The organism is Streptosporangium minutum (assembly GCF_002149035.1).
Lineage (GTDB): Bacteria > Actinomycetota > Actinomycetes > Streptosporangiales > Streptosporangiaceae > Streptosporangium > Streptosporangium minutum.
Map to the genome: position 1 here is coordinate 1 of NZ_NGFP01000198.1, position 17,246 is coordinate 17,246.

The following is a 17,246-nucleotide window of genomic DNA, read 5'->3' on the forward strand; positions in this document are numbered from 1 at the left end:
GCCTGGAGGACATGTGAAGGCCCTGGAAGGTGTCCGCGTGCTGGACCTGGCGACCCTGTTCGCCGGACCGATGGCGGCGATGCTGCTCGGCGACTACGGAGCCGAGGTGATCAAGGTCGAGCACCCGGCCAAGCCCGATCCCTCGCGCGGCCACGGCCCGGAGGGGCTGTGGTGGAAGATGCTCGGCCGCAACAAGCGCGCGATCACGCTCAACCTCTCCACCACCGAGGGCCAGGACCTGCTGGTGGAGCTGGTGCGCGAGGCCGACGTGGTGATCGAGAACTTCCGGCCGGGGACGCTGGAGCGCTGGAACCTCTCCTACGAGCGCCTCAGCGAGGCCAATCCCGACCTGGTGCTGGCCAGGGTGACCGGGTTCGGGCAGTTCGGCCCCTACGCGAAGCGGCCCGGCTTCGGCACGCTCGCCGAGGCGATGAGCGGGTTCGCGGCGATGACCGGGGAGCCGGACGGCCCGCCGACGCTGCCGCCGTTCGGCCTGGCCGACGGGATCTGCGCCCTCGCCACGGCCTTCGCGGTGATGACCGCGCTGCGCTCGGGCAAGGGACAGGTGGTCGACCTGTCGATCATCGAGCCGATCCTGACCGTGCTCGGCGCCCAGCCCACCATCTACGACCAGCTCGGCGTCGTCCCGCCGCGCACCGGCAACCGCTCGGTCAACAACGCCCCCCGCAACACCTACCGCTGCAAGGACGGCTCCTGGGTCGCGGTCTCCACCTCGGCGCAGAGCATCGCCGAGCGGGTGATGATCCTGGTCGGCCGCCCCGAGGTGATCGGCGAGCCGTGGTTCGCCAGCGGGTCGGGCCGGGTCGCCCACGCCGACGAGCTGGACGGCGCCGTCGCGGCCTGGGTGGCCGAGCACACCCGCGAGGAGGTCATGGCCGCCTTCGAGCAGGCCCAGGCGGCGGTCGCCCCCGTCTACGACGTGCGCGACATCATGGCCGACCCGCAGCTGGCGGCCCTGGACGCGATCACCACCGTCGAGGACCCCGAGCTCGGCCCGCTGCGGATGCAGAACGTCATGTTCCGCCTCACCGGCACCCCCGGCGAGATCCGCTGGACCGGCCGCCCGCACGGCGCCGACACCGGCGAGGTCCTCGGCGCACTCGGCCTGACCTCCGAGGACCTCGCCGCGCTGCGGGACAAGGGAGTCGTCTAACCGTCGATCAGCGACGTGCCGGACAGCGTGATCAGGAACGCGCCGGCCGAGAGCAGCGCCACCGGCCAGGACCGGCCGATGGCGGCCCAGATCGTGGCGGCCAGGAAGCAGACCAGGGCGAGCAGCACGAGAACGTTCACGAGATCCTCCACGGAGTGAGACCGGTCAGGCGATCACCGCCTGGGGCAAGGCCGCCTCTGCCCCAGCGGCACCGGGAGTAACACGCCACCCGGTGGTGGATCCGTCGCGGGCGCCGGGCCTGCCGGCTCCGTCCGGGCCGCCCGCGTCCTCCCTGCCCCCGTTCGCCTCCCCTCCGTCCCAGAGCCTCGCAGCACGTTCGCCTACCCTCCGTCCCAGAGCGCGGCGGCGGCCTCGGCGCAGGCCACGTCCTGGGCGACGGTGCCGCCGCTGACGCCGACCGCGCCTGCCACCCGCCGGCCCTCACCGGAGTCCCAGAGCGGGATGCCGCCGCCGAAGCACACGTACCGGTCTCCGGCGAGGCCGTACAGCTCTCCGCCCGGCACGACCAGCGGCGCGAGGTCGGCGGTGGACATCCGGTGGGCCACCGCGGTGTAGGCCTTGCCGGGGGCCAGGGCCGGGCCGGCGATCTCCGAGCCGTCCATCCGCTGGAAGGCGACCAGATGGCCGCCCGCGTCGACCACCGCCACCGAGACGAGGGCCCCTTCCCGCCCGGCCTGCTTCACCGAGGCCTCACACATGCGCAGCGCGAGTTCGAGGTTCACTAGGCTCCTTAACCCTCTAAGGGTTAGCAGTGGACAATTCGGTTTGTATCCGTCGCCGCCGGGCGGTGCAAGATCTCATACGGGATCCGATGATCTGCGTACATGAAGGGAGAATCCATGCAGGCCCACGACCTGTCCGCCGGAGGCGGCGTGCTGGCCCGCGTGCACGACGCCGCCCGCGAGGCGGTGCGGATCCACGGCCTGCCGGACGCCGAGGTCACGCTGGTCAACGTCTCGGAGAACGCCACCTACCGGGTGGACGACCCGGCCACCGGGGCGCGGTCCATCCTGCGGGTGCACCGCCTCGGCTACCACGCCACCCCGGCGATCCTGTCCGAGCTCGCCTGGCTGGAGGCGCTCCGGGAGGAGGCCGGGGTCAGGACGCCGCGCGTGCTCCCGGCGCCGGACGGCTCCCGGGTGGTGACCGTCCCGGGCGCGCAGCCCCGTGACTGCGTGATGTTCGAGTTCCTGCCCGGGGCCGAGCCGCCGCGGGAGCGGCTGGTTCCCGACTTCGAACGGCTCGGCGCGATCACCGCGCGGATGCACCGGCACGCGCGGAGCTGGCCGCGTCCGGCGGGGTTCACCCGCTTCCACTGGGACTACGACGCCGCCCTCGGTGCCGAGTCGCGGTGGGGCCGCTGGCAGGACGGTGCGGGGATGGGGCCGGAGGCGCGGGCCGTGCTGGACCGGCTCGACGGGGAGCTGCGCGAGCGGCTGAACCGGTTCGGCCGGGACGCCGGCCGCTACGGCCTGATCCACGCCGACCTGCGCCTGGCCAACCTGCTGGTGGTGGGCGACGGGACGCCCAGCGTCATCGACTTCGACGACTGCGGCTTCGGCTGGTACCTCTACGACCTGGCTGCAGCGCTCAGCTTCATCGAGCACCATCCGCGGGTCCCCGAGATGATCGACTCCTGGGTGCGGGGCTACCGGACCGTTCTCGACCTGCCGGCCGGGGACGAGGCCGAGATCTGGACCTTCATCATGTTCCGCCGCCTGCTGCTGGTCGCCTGGATCGGCACGCACACCGGCGTGGACATCGCCGCCGAGCTCGGCGCCGGCTACACCGAGGGCACCTGCGAGCTGGCCGAGCGGTTCCTGTCGGGTGCGGGGGGACGGCGGGGGACGCCACTCCCGGGATGATCACGATGAGTGCCGGTCCGATCACTCTTGGATATCATCTCATCTCCGGAGGGACCGCCGGGAACGGCGCCCTGACCTCGGGAGAGGCATGCACGCCAACAACCGCGCCAGTATCGTCCACCAGCTCGGATACGCCATCCGCCATCCCGGCAGGATCTCGCCCCATCTGCGGAGGCTGACCAGGAACGCCTGGCTGCGCCTGCGCACCCGCGACCACGTCGACTACTACCGGGCCGTCATGAGGTCCGACGTCGCCCGCGGTTCGGAGGCGGCCGTGGGCAGCAGGTCGCACGCACGCTGGCTCGCCATGGGCCGCCTGCAGTTCGACTACCTGGTACGGCACGGCCTGAAGCCGGAGCACCGCCTGCTGGAGATCGGCTGCGGCAACCTGCGGGCCGGACGCCTGTTCATCGACTACCTGGACACGGGCAACTACTACGGCGTCGACATCTCTCCCGACATCCTGATCGCCGCCCAGGACACCGTCTCCGATCACGGCCTGCGCGACAAGCTCCCCCACCTCATGCCGGTCGGGGACCTGCGTTTCGCCGCCCTGCCCGACGAGACGTTCGACGTGGTCCACGCCCACAGCGTCTTCTCCCACTCCCCGCTGCACGTGATCGAGGAGTGCTTCCGGCACGTCGGCCGGATCATGAAGCCGGACGGCTGGTTCGACTTCACCTTCGACCGCACCGAGGGCCAGGAGCACCAGGTGCTGCGCGAGGACTTCTACTACCGCACGGCGACCCTGACCGCTCTGGCCGGCCGGCACGGCCTGCACGCGACCTTCATGGACGACTGGGAGCGGCTGCCCTCCAAGCAGTCCAAGATCCGCATCACGCTCCCCGAGCCCGGGGGGTCCGCCCCGCGTGCCGCACCCGGCGCGGCACGTCAGGACGTCCTCTAGCCCGCCAGCTCCCGCCGGATGTCGTCGTCGTCCGGCGCCAGCTCCAGCGCGCGGGTGAGATCGGCCACCGCCTCCTCCTCCCGCCCGGCGGCGCGCAGTGCCATCGCCCGGTTGAACAGCAGCGCGGGGTCCGCGCCGGGTTCCAGGGCACGGGTGAAGTCGGCGACCGCGCCCTCCGGGTCGCCGGTCTCGAACGCCAGCATCCCCCGGCTGGCCCAGGCCGCGGCGAGTGAGGGGGAGCGCTCCAGCGCCTGGTCGAACGCGGCCCGCGCCTCCTTGTGGCGGCCCTCGGCCATCTCGACCTGGCCCAGCGCGCACAGCAGATATGGGTTGACCGGATCCAGCGCGAGCCCGCTCTCCGCGTCGGCCCGGGCCCTGCCGTACTCGCCGAGCGCGGCCAGCAGCCCGGCCCGGTTGGCGAGCCCGTCCACGAACTCCGGGTCCAGCTCCAGGGCGTGGTCCAGGTCGGCGAGCGCGCCCCGGTGGTCGCCGGTGGAGAAGCGGATCTCGGCCCGGTTGTAGTACGGCTCGGGGAAGGGCGGGCCGACCCGCATCGCCGTCTCGTAGTCGGCGATCGCCGCCTCCCGCCTGCCCAGCCGGTGCAGCAGGTTGCCCCGGTCGATGTAGTAGTCGGGGTAGCCGGGGTCGGCCGCGATCACCGCGTCCAGATCCTCCAGTGCGTCCTCGGGGCGGCCCAGCATGACGGCGAGCTGCGCCCGGTTGGCCAGCAGCACCAGCCGGTGGATCGGGTGCTCGCCCGGCCCCAGGCCGTGCTCGGCCAGCTCCACCGCCTCCTGGACCAGCTCCAGGGCCTTGGCGGGGTTGCCGAGCCGTACCTCCACCAGGGCCCGGCCGTTGAGGTCGAACCCCAGCTTGAAGGCGCGCTCGCGCGGGTCGGGCAGCAGTGTGGAGATGGCGATCGCCTGGTTCACCCAGGCCAGCGCGGCGTCCAGGTCGCGCCGGGCCGGGTCGTGGTGGCGGACCTTGAGCATCCCGGTGGAGTAGGCGGCCGCCGCGTGCGTGACGGGGGAGACGCTTGTCCGTCTGGCCAGGTCGAACAGGGCCTCGGCCTCGTCCTCGCGGTTCAGCGAGCCCAGCGCGGTGGCGGTGCTGTGCAGCAGCCGCCACCAGGTCTCCGGCTCGGTGGCCGGGTCGGTCAGCGGCAGCGCGCGCAGCCCCAGATCCACCACCGCGTCGTGACAGCCCGCGTCCAGGCACCGTTCGACCGCGGACCGGAAGGCCTCCACCGCGCGGTGCGGATCGGTGCCGTGCTCGCGGTGGTAGGGGATCGCGCCGAGCCGCGCGCCGATCGTCCCCTCCCGTTCCAGCTCGTCGGCCCGGACGTCGTGCTCCTCCGGGCTGAGGGGCTCCTCCGGTACGGCCTGCTCGCCGATCACGACGGTCAGCAGGTCGGGGGAGATCCGCCGCCGCAGCACCGCCAGCAGTTCGCGGTCGGTGGGGTCGGCCTGGTGGACGTTCTCCACGACGAGCGTCCGCGGCCCGGTCTCGGCCAGGTGCTCGCGGACGAACTCGGCGAGCCCGTTGGACAGGCGGAGCGTGCGGCGGGGCGCGTGGACCAGGATCCGTTCCGCCCTGGGCAGGTGATCGGCCATCGACCGCCGTCGGGCGGGGACCAGTCCGTCCAGGTCGGGCGACATGGCCCGCAGCTCTATGTCATAGCGGGCGACCAGCTCCGGCCGGGCGACGGACGCCAGGGCCGAGGCGATCGCGCCGCCGGCGGTGTACGGCCCCCGCAGGCGCCGGTCCGCGTCCACCGGGGGCAGGAGCAGAGGGGGGAGGGGCGGGTTTTCTGGTGGGAGCGGTCCCCGACTCACCAGTCTCCTTTATGTGGTTCTGAGGTTTATGTGGTTCTGGGGGGCCGGCGCCCATCGCTGGGCGCCGGTTCCGTGATTTCGGTGTCAGCCGACGTGCTTGGGGCTGGCCGTCCCGCGGAGCGTGACGGTACCAGGCTTGTGAACGATAACGCGCTTCATTGCGATGCCTCTCTTGGTAATAAGAACAAATCGCAAGTATTCGCATTAATCACCCATATTGACAAGATCTATTTCTCAGGGTGGCCGAATCCGGACAAGTCACTAGACAAAACGTCAAAATCCATACCAGTTTCCGGGCCGGTCAGGGGCGCGGCTGCTGCTGGGTGATGCAGTGGATCCCCCCGCCGAGGGCGAATACGGCGCGGGCGTCCACCAGCTCGACGGCCCGTCCCGGGAAGAGCTTGGCGAAGACGTCGGCCGCTGCGGCGTCGCGCGGATCGTCGAAGGAGCAGAGCAGGGCCAGGCCGTTGGCCAGGTAGTGGTTGACGTAGGAGTAGTCGACCAGCTCCCCGTCCGCTTCGCGGGTCTCCGGGGCGACCAGTTCGACGACCTCCAGCCGGCGGCCCCTGGCGTCGGTCGAGGCGCGCAGGATCGCCAGGTTCTCCCGGGTGACCTCGTGGTCCGGATGGTCCGGGTCGGGCTGGACGTGGCAGAGCACCAGCCCGGGACGGGCGAAGGAGGCGAGCAGGTCCACATGGCCGCTGGTGCCGTACCTGCCGTAGTCGGCGGTGAGACCGCGCGGCAGCCAGATCACCTTCTCCACGCCGATCCGGGCGCCRAGCTCGGCCTCCACCCGCTCCCTGCTCCAGCCGGGGTTGCGCCTGTCACCGAGTTGGACGGTCTCGGTGACGATGACCGTCCCCTCGCCGTCCACATGGATGCCGCCGCCCTCGTTGACCATCTCCGAACGGAACCTGACGGCTCCCGCCCGCTCCAGGACGGCCGCGGCGACCAGGTCGTCCTTGGCGTGGGCGTGCCAGCCCCACCCGTTGAAGGTCCAGTCCACCCCCGCCAGGCCGCCCCTGCCGTCCAGCAGGAAGGTCGGGCCGTTGTCGCGCATCCAGCAGTCGTCCAGCGGCTGCTCCATCACCTCGACCTCGGGGGCGAGCCACCGGGCGGCCGACTCACGCTCGCTCGGGTCGACCACCATGGTGACCGGCTCGTAGCGGACGATGGTGTTGGCCACGCTCGACCAGGCGCGGTAGGAGGCCTCGGGGTCGCTCAGCGCGTACCCGGCGACCGGCCAGGACATCCAGGTGCGGGTGTGCGGATGCCATTCCGGCGGCATGCGGAACACGGTGGGACTCCTTGTCGGAGAGGACGGAGAGGACGGAGAGGACGGAGAGGACGGAGAGGACGGAGAGGACGAGGACGGAGACGGGAGCGTCCGCGCGGGGCGGGCGGGACGTCACAGGAAGTACAGGCGGCTGAGCGAGACCGAGTCGGCGGGGGCGGACCGGACCGGGGCGCCGTCGAGGGTGACCCGACCGAGGGGGTCGACCTCGACGGACCCGAGCCGGGAGTTGAGGACCAGGTCGCCGGGGCCGATGCCGCGGGTGCCGCGCACTCCGACCCGGCGGCGGCGGGTCGTCATGTGGTCGTCGGCCGCGTCCGCGGCCGCCCCGCTGACGAAGGCCACCGACAGGTCCGCGGCGGTCGCGCCGTACGCGCCGAACTGCGGGCCCAGCACCAGCGGCTCGCAGGTGTCGGTGGAGGCGTTCGGGTCTCCGGTCACGCCGTAGGCGGGGAAGCCCGCCTTCAGCACGAGCTGCGGCTTGGCGCCGAAGTGGTCGGGCCGCCACAGCACGATGTCGGCCAGCTTGCCCGGCTCCAGCGAGCCGACCTCGTGGGCCAGGCCGTGCGCGATGGCCGGGTTGACCGTCAGTTTGGCCAGGTAGCGCAGCACCCGCTCGTTGTCGTTGCGCTCCGGCGCGCCCAGCTCCACCTTCATCTTCCCGGCCATGGCGAACGTCCGGCGGACCGTCTCGCCCGCCCGGCCCATGCCCTGCGCGTCGGAGGAGGTGATGCCGATGACTCCGAGGTCGTGCAGCACGTCCTCGGCGCCCATGGTGCCGGCCCGGATCCGGTCCCTGGCCAGCGCGGCGTCCCCCGGCAGCTCGGGCCGGAGCCCGTGCACCGAGACGATCATCCCGTGGTGCTCGGCGACGGCGTCCCGGCCGAAGGGCAGCGTCGGATTGGTGGAGGAGCCGATGACGTTGGCCACCCCGGCCAGCTTGAGCACGTTCGGTACGTGACCGCCGCCGCAGCCCTCGATGTGGAAGGCGTGGATCGTCCGGCCTCCGAGCACGGCGAGGGTGTCCTCCACCGACAGGCACTCGTTGAGGCCGTCGGTGTGCAGGGCCACCTGCACGTCGTGTTCCTCGGCGACCCGCAGCGCGGTGTCCAGCGCGCGGGTGTGGGCCCCCATGTCCTCGTGCACCTTGAAGCCGCTCGCACCGCCCTCGACCAGCGCCTCGACCAGCGGAGCCTCGTGCGAGGACGAGCCGCGCGCCAGGAAGCCGATGTTCACCGGCCAGGCGTCGAAGGCGTTGAACGCGTGCCGCAGCGCCCACGGCGAGTTCACCCCCACGCCCCAGACCGGCCCGAACTCCTGGCCGATGATCGTGGTGACGCCGGAGGCCAGGGAGGCCTCCATGATGCGCGGGCTGAGCAGGTGAACGTGGGTGTCGATCGCCCCCGCCGTCGCGATGAGCCCCTCGCCGGACACGATCGTGGTCCCGGTGCCGACCACCACGTCCACCCCGTCCAGGGTGTCGGGGTTGCCGGCCCGGCCGACGGCGTGAACGCGCCCCTCGCGGACGCCGATCGACGCGGTCCGCACGCCCAGGATCGGGTCGAGGATCAGCACGTTGCTGATCACCAGGTCGCAGGTGTCCCTGATCGAGGCGGCCTTCAGGTGCAGGCCGTCCCGGGCGGTCTTGCCGAACCCGGCCAGGAACTCCTCCCCGGCCTTCTGCGAGTCGTGCTCGACCTCGACCACCAGGCCGGAGTCGCCGAGCCTGACCCGATCTCCCTCGCGCGGGCCGTACACGCTCATCGGTCGCCGCCCGTGGCGGGCCCCGCCGACTCGCTGCCGGTGGCGGGCCCCGCCGGCTCGCTGCCCAGATATCCGCAGGCCCGCGCCTTCTCCATGGCCCGCTCGAACGCGCCCGGCGCGTCCAGCGGCCCGTCCACCAGCCCGGCGAACCCGATCGCCACCCGCGCGCCGCCGATCGGGACCAGCCTGGCGGTACGGCTCTCGCCCGGATCGAAGCGGACGGTGGACCCCGCGGGAACGGCCAGCCGGCGTCCGTAGCCGGCGGCCCGGTCGAACCGGAGCCGGGGGTTGGCCTCGAAGAAATGGAAGTGCGAGGTGACGCTGATCGGGACGGTCGCCGTGTTGAGCACCTCGACCTCCACGGCGTTCTCCTCGACGGGGTCCCTCTCCCCGGAGGGCGGGGGCGCCGCGGTCACCGCGCCGGGGGCCTCGGTGCCGAGCGAGCCGCCGCCGAACGGCTCGGTCACCACGGCCAGCCGGGTGCCGTCGTCGAAGACCGCCTCGACCATGACCTCGGTGACGACGTCGGCCACGCCGGGCAGCACGTCGTCCGGGCCGAGGACCCCGCGGCCGGCCTCGACCGCCTCGGCCAGCCACGCCCCGTCGCGCGCGGCCTCGCAGACCGTGTCCGCGATCAGCGCGGTGGCCTCCGGCACGTTCAGCCGCAGACCTCTCGCCTTCCTGGCACGCGCCAGCCCGGCCGCGGTGAACAGCAGCAGCCGGTCGCGTTCCGCAGGTGTCAGCCGCACAGCCCTCTCCCTTTTAGAACTGCCTTCAAACTTAGAGCAGCATTCTAAACCTGTACGGTAGGTCCCATGACTGCGAAGCTGGAGCGCCCCGACGTGCGGGCGCACGTGCTGCGCGCGGCGCTGCTGGCGATCGACGAGGTGGGGCCCGAGCGGCTGCGGGTGCGGGACATCGCCGAACGGGCGGGCATGAGCAGCGGTCACGTCATGTACTACTTCGGCAAGCGTGACCGGATCCTCGTCTCGACGCTGCTGCTCAGCGAGGACGAGCTGGCCGAGCGCCGGACGGCCGAACTCGCGACCGTCGCCGATCCGCGCGAGGCGGTCGGCCGCCTGGTGGAGCTCTACCTGCCCGGCGGTCCGCGGGACGTCCGCTGGCGGCTGTGGGCCCAGGTCATCGCCCGCCCGCCGCAGGACGAGGAGACGCTCCTCAGGATCGCCGGATTCACCGGCACCTGGGTGTGCGAGCTGGCCGCCATCGTCGTCCGGGGAGTGGGGGAGGGGTTGTTCCGGCCGGTGGACGACGTGCAGGAGTACGCCACGCGGATGTGCCGGATCATGGACAGCCTCGCGAGCGACGTGCTACTCGGACTGCCCGGCCGGGGCCCCGGATGGGCCCACGAGCAGGCCATGCGGGCGATCTGGCGGGAGCTCCTGCCCTGACCGCCGGCCGCCGGTCAGCAGGTAGGCGAGGGCGGCCAGGAGCTGGAGCCCGGCCGCCGCGCACAGCGCGCCGGTCAGCGACCGGGCGGCCAGCGGCCCGGCGATCGCGGAGCCGACCGCGAAAGAGGTGATCTTCAGGCTCGCCGCGGTGGTGAAGATCTGGCCCCGGAGCCGTTCGGGCGCGTCGCGGTGCCGTACCGCCAGCACCGCGGTGAGCTGGGGGCCCTCTCCGGCGCCGGCGACGACCACCGCCGCCACGGCCACCGCGGGGGAGCCCGCCACCGCGGCGAGCGCGGAGCCCGCGGCGAGCAGCAGCGTGCTGATCAGGATGATCCTGTCGGGCGCGGCGGGCGGCCGTCTGGCCAGGAGCGCGTTCGCGGCCAGGGCGCTCACGGCCAGCGCGGACAGCAGCACGGCGCCGTGCCCCGCCTCCCCGGTCAGCTCGGCACCCAGTAGGGGTGAGCAGACGACCAGCATGCCCACTCCGGCGAAGGACACCATCGTGGTGACCGTGGCCCGGCGCAGGCCGGCGATCCGCGCGATCGAGGAGAACCCGGCGGCCACCTCCCGCCACAGGGACCCGCCGCCGTCTCCGGTGGGCCGTTCGGGCCGGGCGGGCCTGGCGGGGAGCGACCAGGCCGCCGGGAACGCCAGCAGCACCAGCGCGATCGAGACGGCGACCGGGACCGGAGCCCCGGCCGCCGTGGCCAGCACCCCGGTCAGGGCGGGCCCGGTCAGGCCCGCCAGGTTGTACGTCAGCCCGTCCAGCATGCTGCCCCGCCCTATGCCCGCCTCCCCGACGACCAGCGGCAGCTGCGCCGTCCAGCCGCCCGCCAGTGCCGGGCCCAGCAGGCCGGCGAGCATGGCCACGCCGACGAGCGGCGCGACGGGCACGTGCCCCAGGGTGAGCAGGATCAGCAGGAGCCCGCAGGCGTACGCGGCCAGCGCGGCCGCCAGCAGGCGTCCTGGTCGGCGGCTGCGGTCCAGCAGTACGCCGAAGATCGGACCCCCCAGGGCCGAGGAGACCGTCAACCCCGCGAGCAGCGCCGCTCCGGTGGCCGGCGACCCGGTGAGGGAGAGCCCGAGCAGCAGCAGCGCCGGGCCGGACATCTCGTCGCCGGTGCGGGCCGAGACGGCACCCGCCAGATAACCACCGAATCTGTAACGCCTCATCATTGAGGAGACGTTACAGTATGGGGGTGCAGCACTCCACGAGAGCCATGGCCGACCGCGCGGCCGACCTGACCGCCGTCCTGCTGGCCGATCCGGCCGTCGAGAGCGTGAGCGAGGTGCTCCACGCGTACGGCGAGCGGGGCCCCGCCCCGTCCGGCGATCTCGGACTCACCGCGGAGGACGTCGCGGCCATGCGGGTGGCGGCGGGCCGGCTACGCGAGGTGTTCGCGGCGGCGGACGTCGACGAGGCGGCCACGCTGCTCAACCGGCTGCTGGCGGAGGCGGCCCGGCCGCCCCGGCTGACCACCCACGACGGCTGGAGCACCTGGCACCTGCATGTGGACAGCCATGACGACGCGCCCTGGGCGGAGTGGTTCCTGGCCTCCTCGGCCATGGCGCTGGCCGTGCTGCTCGCCGATCACCAGCGGGTCCCCGGGGGCATCTGCGCCGCCGCCGGCTGCGCCCACCCGTTCGTCGGCTCCCCCGGCGGCAGCCCACAGCGTTTCTGCTCCCCCCGGTGCGCGACCCGGGCACGGGTGGCCGGGCACCGGGCGCGGCGCACAGGCGCCGCACCCGGTCCCCGGCCCGCCGGAGATCAGCCCGCGTGAGCCGGCTCCCGCTCGGGAAGCGGAGCGGGAGCCGGGCGTCGGGAGCCCCGGAACCGGTCCTTGACGTCCTCGACGATCGTGTAGAGGGTCGGCAGCAGGATCAGGGTCAGCAGCGTGGAGCTGGTCAGACCCCCGATGACGACCACGGCCAGGGGCTTGGACAGGAAACCGCCCTCCCCGGTCAGGCCGGTGGCCATCGGCGTCAGGGCGCAGATGGTCGCCAGCGCGGTCATGACGACCGGGCGGACCCGGTGCCTGCCGCCCTCGACGACCGCCTCACGGGCGCTCATGCCGCCGTCGCGATACTGGCGGACCAGGTCGAGCAGCACGATCGCGTTGGTGACCACGATGCCGACCAGCATCAGCATGCCGATCAGGCTGGGCAGGCCGAGCGGGGTGCCGGTGACCACCAGCAGGCCGAGGGCGCCGGTCGCCGCGAACGGGATCGACACCAGCAGCATGAGCGGGTGCGCCAGGCTTCGGAACGTGGCCACCATGATCAGGTAGACGATCAGGATCGCCGCGCCGAGGGCCACGAACAGGCTGTTGAACGAGCTGGTCTGCTGCTCGCTGACCCCGCCGATCTCGGCCGAGGCACCGGCGGGCAGCTTCAGCTCTCCCAGGTGCCTGGTGAGCGCGGAGCTCGCGGCGCCGAGGTCCCGGCCGGAGAACTTCGCGCTCACCGTGGTCGCGCGCTCCCCGTCGATCCGCGTCAGCCGGGTGGGCGCCGTCACGGTCTCGACGGTGGCCACGTCGTCGAGCCTGACGGTACGGCCGAGCGGCGTGGGGATCCTCAGGTTCCGCAGCGCGGTCAGGTCGTCCGCGGGGTCGCCGACCCGGAGGGACATCTCCCGCTCGGCGCCGTCCAGGGTGACCTTGGAGACCCGCTGCCCCTGGGTCGCCCGGGCCACCATCTGCGTGACCTGGGCCTCGGTGAGCCCGCGTGCGACGGCCGCCTCGCCGTCGACTCGCACCACGATCTGCCGTGCCGTCCCCGCCAGACCGGACCTGACCTCCGAGGTGCCGGGGGTCTGCCGCATGGCCCCGCCGACCAGCTCCGCCGCGCGCGCCAAGGAGACGTCGTCGCCCGCCGACACGGTGACCGCGAGGTCGTTGGCGGTCAGGCCGCCCTGGTCGCCCTGGACGGTCACCTTGCCGACCTTCGGGTCGGACGCGGCCAGCTCGGTGACCCGGGTCCGGACGGTCTCCCGGAGGGCCGCCACGTCCGCCCCCTCCTCGGCGGTGACGGAGAACGTCGCCACGTTGCGCGCTCCGCCCTCCTCACTGTTGTCCGGCCCGATGGTGACCTGGTAGGACTTCAGGCCCGGCACGTCCTTGACCGTCCGCTCCACCGCGCGGGCCGCCTGGTCTGCCGCCGCCAGGCTCGTTCCGGCGGCCGGCTCCTGCCGCACCTGGAAGGTGTTCTGTCCGGAGTTGCCCAGGAAGTCGGTCGTGAGCCGGCCCGCCATGCCCCCGGTGGCCACGAGGATCCCGAGGGCGGCCAGGAGCGTCACCCAGCGCCGCCGTACGGCGAACCCGATGATCGGGACGTAGGCGCGCTGGAGCACGCCGCTGCGCTCCCTGGCCTCCACGACTTCGCGGGCCACCCCGGCCTTGGGCGTCTTGAGGAACCAGTAGGCGAGCACGGGGATGACCGTCAGCGACACCAGCAGCGAGGCCAGCAGGGCGATGGTGACGGTCAGCGCGAACGCCGAGAACAGGCTTCCAATGATCCCGCCCGTGAATGCGATGGGCAGGAAGACGGCGACCGTGGTCAGCGTGGAGGCGGTGACCGCCCCGGCAACCTCGCGGGTGCCCGCCTGGACCGCGTGGAGCTTGGCCTCGCCGTGGTCCAGATGGCGTTTGATGTTCTCGATGACCACGATGGAGTCGTCCACGACCCGGCCGACGGCGATGGTCAGCGCGCCGAGCGTCAGCATGTTGAGCGTGAAGCCGTTGACCCACAGGCCGATGAGCGCGACCACCAGCGAGAGAGGGATCGAGATCACCGTCACGACGGTGGACCGGAAGGAGAAGAGGAAGACAAGAATGATCAGAGCGGCGAAGCCCAGTCCCAGCAGGCCCTCGGTGGTCAGGTCGCCGATGGACTTCTCGATGAACTCCGACTGGTCGAACGCGACGGTCAGGGTGGCCGCGCCGCCCAGGGACCGGGTGAGCTCCGGCAGCCTCCGCTTCACCTCCTTGGCGATCGCCACCGTGTTGCCCGTCGGCTTGGCCATGACCGAGACGCTCAGGCTGGGCCTGCCGTCGGTGCGGGTCAGCGTCTCCGGACGCTCCTCGACGAGGCGCACGTCGGCGACGTCGTCCAGCGTGACTTTCGGCGCCAGGTGGATGCCGCGCACGTCCGCGAGGGAGTCGAAGCTCTCGCCGACCTGCAGGGCGAGCGACTCGCCGCCGGCGGTGACGGTGCCGACGGGCACGACCGACCCGCTGGAGCCCAGCATGGCGGCGACCGCGTCGGCGGTCAGGCCCCGCTTGCGGAGCCTGTCCTGGTCGAGGCGGATCTCCACGGTCTCGGCCCGCTCGCCGCTGACCAGCACCCGGCTCACGCCGTCGATGCCGCCCAGCTCGCCGGGGACGCGTTCCTTCAGCAGCCGGGCCAGCCGGCGCTCGTCGTCGCCGGTGGCCGCCAGGCTCAGGACCGGGAACTCGGTCGACATCCCCGGTGCGACCCGCGGGGTCACCTGGGACGGGAGCTCCGGCTGTATCTGGCCGATCCGCTGCTGCAGATCCTGGATCGCCCCGTCGAGATCGGTGCCGTGGTCGTATTCGACGGATACTCCCGCCAAGCCCTCGCGGGAGAACGAGGTGATCCTCTTCTGGCCGGCGCCTCCCTCGACGGCCTCCTCGATCTTCTCGGTGACGTTGCGCTCGACGATCTGCGGCGCGGCCCCGGGATAGATCGCGGTCACGCTCACCGTGGGCACGGAGAACGACGGGAGCAGCTCCTGTTTCAGCGACATGGCGGCGATCGCTCCAAATATCAGCACCGCGATCGCCAGAAGTGCCACCAGCGCCCTGTTGGCGAGGCTTATCCGGGTAAGAACGTTCAACAGGGGTCCCCCTTGGAAATGGTCGTCCCGTTCAGAGTTCTGGTTTCGGGGTGGCCCGCGGTAGCGGCCAAGGTTGCGGGCCTAATCAACGAAAGTTGCACGGTCGTACTCTTTGGTTGCGTGTGCCCGCCGTGCGGTGGCAACAGGTGCGGGGCGCTGGATAGCGTGACCGGGTGAGTTGGAAGTCATCCCGTGTGGTCGTGGGCGATGCGACCCTGGCGATCGCCGTCGGCGCGCTGGGCGCGTCGTTGACGGTCACCAACGCGGTCGCCCATCAGTCGCCGCTGTCGTGGAGCGTGTGGGCCGCGGCCGTCGCGCAGCTCATCGGTGGGCTGGCCCTGACCGCCAGGCGGCGGGCGCCGCTCGCCGTCGTGATGCTGTGTGTCGTGCTGTGCGCCTTCGCCGCTCCGCTGGCGGGGCCGTTCGCCACCTACGCGATCGCGGTCTACGGCAGGGGTCGTCCCCGTGACTGGCTCAGCGTCATCGTTCTGTCGATGACGCTGAGCCGGCCCTGGAACGCCTCCGAGCCGGTGCTCGAGATCCTGCTGAACACCGCGACCAACTCCCTCATGGGGATCGCCCCCGCGCTGCTCGGCATGTGGCGGGCCTCCCGGCGGCGGCTGTTTCAGGCCCTGGCCGACCGGGCCGAGCGCGCAGAGCGCGAGCAGGAGCTGATGGCCGAGAGGGCCAGGTCGGAGGAGAGGGCCCGGCTCGCCGGCGAGATGCACGACGTCGTCACCCACCGGGTCAGCCTCATGGTCCTGCGCGCCGGCGCGCTGCGGACCATCGCCCGCGACGAGGTGGTCCGCGAGGCGGCCGAGGAGCTGCGCCAGGTCGGCTGCCAGGCTTTGGAGGAGCTGCGCGACCTGGTCGGCGTGCTCCGCTCGGAGGAGACCTTCGGTTCCGCGCGCACCGCCGAGCCCGTCGTGCTCGACCTGACCGGCCTGGTCGCGGAGTCCAGGGCGGCGGGGATCGAGGTCGGCCTCGTCACCGAGGGCGAGCCGCTCCCCACGCCGCCCGTGGTGGACCGCACCGCTTACCGGGTCGTCCAGGAGGCGCTGACCAACGTGCACAAGCACGCGCCCGGGGCGCGGGTGACCGTCCGGGTGAGCTATGCGGGCGATCTGTTCCACATCCTGGTGCGCAACACCGAGGCGGACGGGGGCACCGAGATCATGCTCGGGGAGGGCGGCACCGGTCTGAGCGGCCTGCGCCAGCGCGTCGAGCTTGTCCACGGCTCGCTGAGGGCGGGGCCGTCGGAGGAGGGGGGCTTCGAGGTGCGGGCCGCGCTGCCGGTCGCCCCCGGCGCGGGATCGGCGGGCCGTACGGCCGGGCACGGTGCCGAGGGCGGATCGGCGCCGAGGACGGCCGGGCACGGGCCCGGCGCCGCCGTGCCGCGCCCCGCCGCGGAGTCCGCCGACCTGATCCGGGTGCCCCCGTGATCCGGGTGCTGATCGTCGATGACGAGCGCATGGTCTGCGCCCAGCTACGGACCATCCTGTCGGTGGCCGAGGATCTGGTGGTGGTCGCCGAGGCCTACGACGGGGCCGAGGCCGTGGAGGCCGTCGTGCGGCACCGGCCGCACGTGGTCCTGATGGACCTGCACATGCCCGGGGTCGACGGACTGGCCGCGATCGAGCACATCGTCCGTTTCCCCGCGCCGCCGAAGGTGGTGGTGCTGACCACCTTCGACCGTGACGGCTACGTGCTGCGGGCCATGAGCCTGGGTGCCGCCGGGTTCCTGCTCAAGGACACCCCGCCGGAAGACCTGATCGGGCTGGTTCGGGTGGCCGCCGACGGGCACACGGTGCTGTCCCCGGCGGCGACCCGGCGGCTGCTCACCGCCTCGGCCGGACACGGCGCGGCCAGGGAGCGGGCCCTGGCCCGGATCGCGGATCTCACCGACCGGGAGGTGGAGGTGCTCACCTGCCTCGGCGAGGGCCTGTCCAACGCCGAGATCGCCCGCAGGCTCTACCTGTCCGAGGCCACGATCAAGAGTTACGTCTCGCGCATGCTGGTCAAGTTGGGCTTCTCCAACCGCACCCAGGCGGGGCTCCTCGCCTCCGAGGCCGGGCTCACCGGGGCGGCGAGACGGCCAAGGTAAGGCGGTGGGGGAAGGCGG

General features: G+C 72.6%; 15 protein-coding genes. 7 read left to right on the top strand and 8 right to left on the bottom strand.

What is annotated here, in order from left to right:
• Nucleotides 1-1,174: CaiB/BaiF CoA transferase family protein (locus tag CA984_RS32245; protein WP_479725541.1), on the top strand; the 1,174-nt coding region annotated here is incomplete at its 5' end.
• On the opposite strand, the gene CA984_RS46555 is transcribed toward CA984_RS32245, so the two are convergent.
• Both CA984_RS46555 and CA984_RS32250 read right to left on the bottom strand, forming a co-directional pair.
• Nucleotides 1,171-1,314 (bottom strand): hypothetical protein, encoded by a 144-nt coding sequence (locus CA984_RS46555; protein WP_165781490.1) that lies wholly within the window; start codon nucleotides 1,312-1,314, stop codon nucleotides 1,171-1,173. The two genes, CA984_RS32245 and CA984_RS46555, sit on opposite strands and share 4 nt — an antisense overlap.
• A gap of 201 nt (nucleotides 1,315-1,515) precedes the next feature.
• Nucleotides 1,516-1,917 (bottom strand): GlcG/HbpS family heme-binding protein, encoded by a 402-nt coding sequence (locus CA984_RS32250; RefSeq protein ID WP_086577246.1) that lies wholly within the window; start codon nucleotides 1,915-1,917, stop codon nucleotides 1,516-1,518.
• 117 nt (nucleotides 1,918-2,034) lie between these two features.
• Between CA984_RS32250 and CA984_RS32255 the strand changes: the two genes are divergently transcribed.
• Nucleotides 2,035-3,060, top strand: a complete 1,026-nt coding sequence (locus CA984_RS32255) for a phosphotransferase enzyme family protein (protein WP_086577247.1) — start codon at nucleotides 2,035-2,037, stop codon at nucleotides 3,058-3,060.
• 88 nt (nucleotides 3,061-3,148) lie between these two features.
• Complete coding sequence (locus CA984_RS32260) at nucleotides 3,149-3,967, top strand: class I SAM-dependent DNA methyltransferase (protein WP_086577248.1); 819 nt, start codon at nucleotides 3,149-3,151, stop codon at nucleotides 3,965-3,967.
• On the opposite strand, the gene CA984_RS32265 is transcribed toward CA984_RS32260, so the two are convergent.
• The 4 genes from CA984_RS32265 to ureA all read right to left on the bottom strand — a co-directional run bounded on the left by CA984_RS32265 (nucleotide 3,964) and on the right by ureA (nucleotide 9,609).
• Entirely contained in the window at nucleotides 3,964-5,802 is a 1,839-nt protein-coding gene (locus CA984_RS32265; protein WP_086577249.1) for a tetratricopeptide repeat protein, read from the bottom strand. The two genes, CA984_RS32260 and CA984_RS32265, sit on opposite strands and share 4 nt — an antisense overlap.
• A gap of 301 nt (nucleotides 5,803-6,103) precedes the next feature.
• Nucleotides 6,104-7,090: an agmatine deiminase family protein gene (locus CA984_RS32270; protein WP_086577257.1), complete on the bottom strand. Its 987-nt coding sequence runs from the start codon at nucleotides 7,088-7,090 to the stop codon at nucleotides 6,104-6,106.
• Nucleotides 7,091-7,210: 120 nt separating this feature from the next.
• Entirely contained in the window at nucleotides 7,211-8,860 is a 1,650-nt protein-coding gene (locus CA984_RS32275) for an urease subunit alpha (protein WP_086577250.1), read from the bottom strand.
• Entirely contained in the window at nucleotides 8,857-9,609 is a 753-nt protein-coding gene (ureA, locus tag CA984_RS32280) for an urease subunit gamma (RefSeq protein WP_086577251.1), read from the bottom strand. The genes CA984_RS32275 and ureA overlap by 4 nt, the downstream gene beginning before the upstream one ends.
• Nucleotides 9,610-9,675: 66 nt before the next feature.
• On the opposite strand from ureA, the gene CA984_RS32285 reads away from it, so the two are divergent.
• Nucleotides 9,676-10,269: a TetR/AcrR family transcriptional regulator gene (locus CA984_RS32285; protein WP_086577252.1), complete on the top strand. Its 594-nt coding sequence runs from the start codon at nucleotides 9,676-9,678 to the stop codon at nucleotides 10,267-10,269.
• On the opposite strand, the gene CA984_RS32290 is transcribed toward CA984_RS32285, so the two are convergent.
• Nucleotides 10,189-11,445: an MFS transporter gene (locus CA984_RS32290; RefSeq protein WP_086577253.1), complete on the bottom strand. Its 1,257-nt coding sequence runs from the start codon at nucleotides 11,443-11,445 to the stop codon at nucleotides 10,189-10,191. The genes CA984_RS32285 and CA984_RS32290 overlap by 81 nt on opposite strands.
• A 17-nt stretch (nucleotides 11,446-11,462) precedes the next feature.
• On the opposite strand from CA984_RS32290, the gene CA984_RS32295 reads away from it, so the two are divergent.
• On the top strand, nucleotides 11,463-12,050 hold the full coding sequence (locus CA984_RS32295) for a CGNR zinc finger domain-containing protein (protein WP_086577254.1): 588 nt from the start codon (nucleotides 11,463-11,465) through the stop codon (nucleotides 12,048-12,050).
• On the opposite strand, the gene CA984_RS32300 is transcribed toward CA984_RS32295, so the two are convergent.
• Nucleotides 12,038-15,124 carry an efflux RND transporter permease subunit gene (locus tag CA984_RS32300; RefSeq protein WP_086577255.1) on the bottom strand — a complete coding sequence of 1,029 codons (3,087 nt, stop codon included), beginning with the start codon at nucleotides 15,122-15,124 and terminating at the stop codon, nucleotides 12,038-12,040. The two genes, CA984_RS32295 and CA984_RS32300, sit on opposite strands and share 13 nt — an antisense overlap.
• A gap of 200 nt (nucleotides 15,125-15,324) precedes the next feature.
• Here CA984_RS32300 and CA984_RS32305 point away from each other — a divergent pair, with 200 nt between their 5' ends.
• Nucleotides 15,325-16,566 carry a sensor histidine kinase gene (locus CA984_RS32305; protein ID WP_207621124.1) on the top strand — a complete coding sequence of 414 codons (1,242 nt, stop codon included), beginning with the start codon at nucleotides 15,325-15,327 and terminating at the stop codon, nucleotides 16,564-16,566.
• Nucleotides 16,563-17,228, top strand: a complete 666-nt coding sequence (locus tag CA984_RS32310; RefSeq protein WP_086577256.1) for a response regulator — start codon at nucleotides 16,563-16,565, stop codon at nucleotides 17,226-17,228. Before CA984_RS32305 ends, CA984_RS32310 begins: the two co-directional genes overlap by 4 nt.
• The last annotated feature ends 18 nt before the right edge of the window (nucleotides 17,229-17,246 follow it).

Bases quoted from the DNA above. Each gene is read 5' to 3' on its own strand.
- CA984_RS32260 (WP_086577248.1), top strand. From the start codon at position 3,149: ATGCACGCCAACAACCGCGCCAGTATCGTCCACCAGCTCGGATACGCC.
- CA984_RS32290 (WP_086577253.1), bottom strand. From the start codon at position 11,445: ATGATGAGGCGTTACAGATTCGGTGGTTATCTGGCGGGTGCCGTCTCG.
- CA984_RS32275 (WP_086577250.1), bottom strand. From the start codon at position 8,860: ATGAGCGTGTACGGCCCGCGCGAGGGAGATCGGGTCAGGCTCGGCGAC.
- CA984_RS32285 (WP_086577252.1), top strand. From the start codon at position 9,676: ATGACTGCGAAGCTGGAGCGCCCCGACGTGCGGGCGCACGTGCTGCGC.
- CA984_RS32255 (WP_086577247.1), top strand. From the start codon at position 2,035: ATGCAGGCCCACGACCTGTCCGCCGGAGGCGGCGTGCTGGCCCGCGTG.
- CA984_RS32295 (WP_086577254.1), top strand. From the start codon at position 11,463: ATGGGGGTGCAGCACTCCACGAGAGCCATGGCCGACCGCGCGGCCGAC.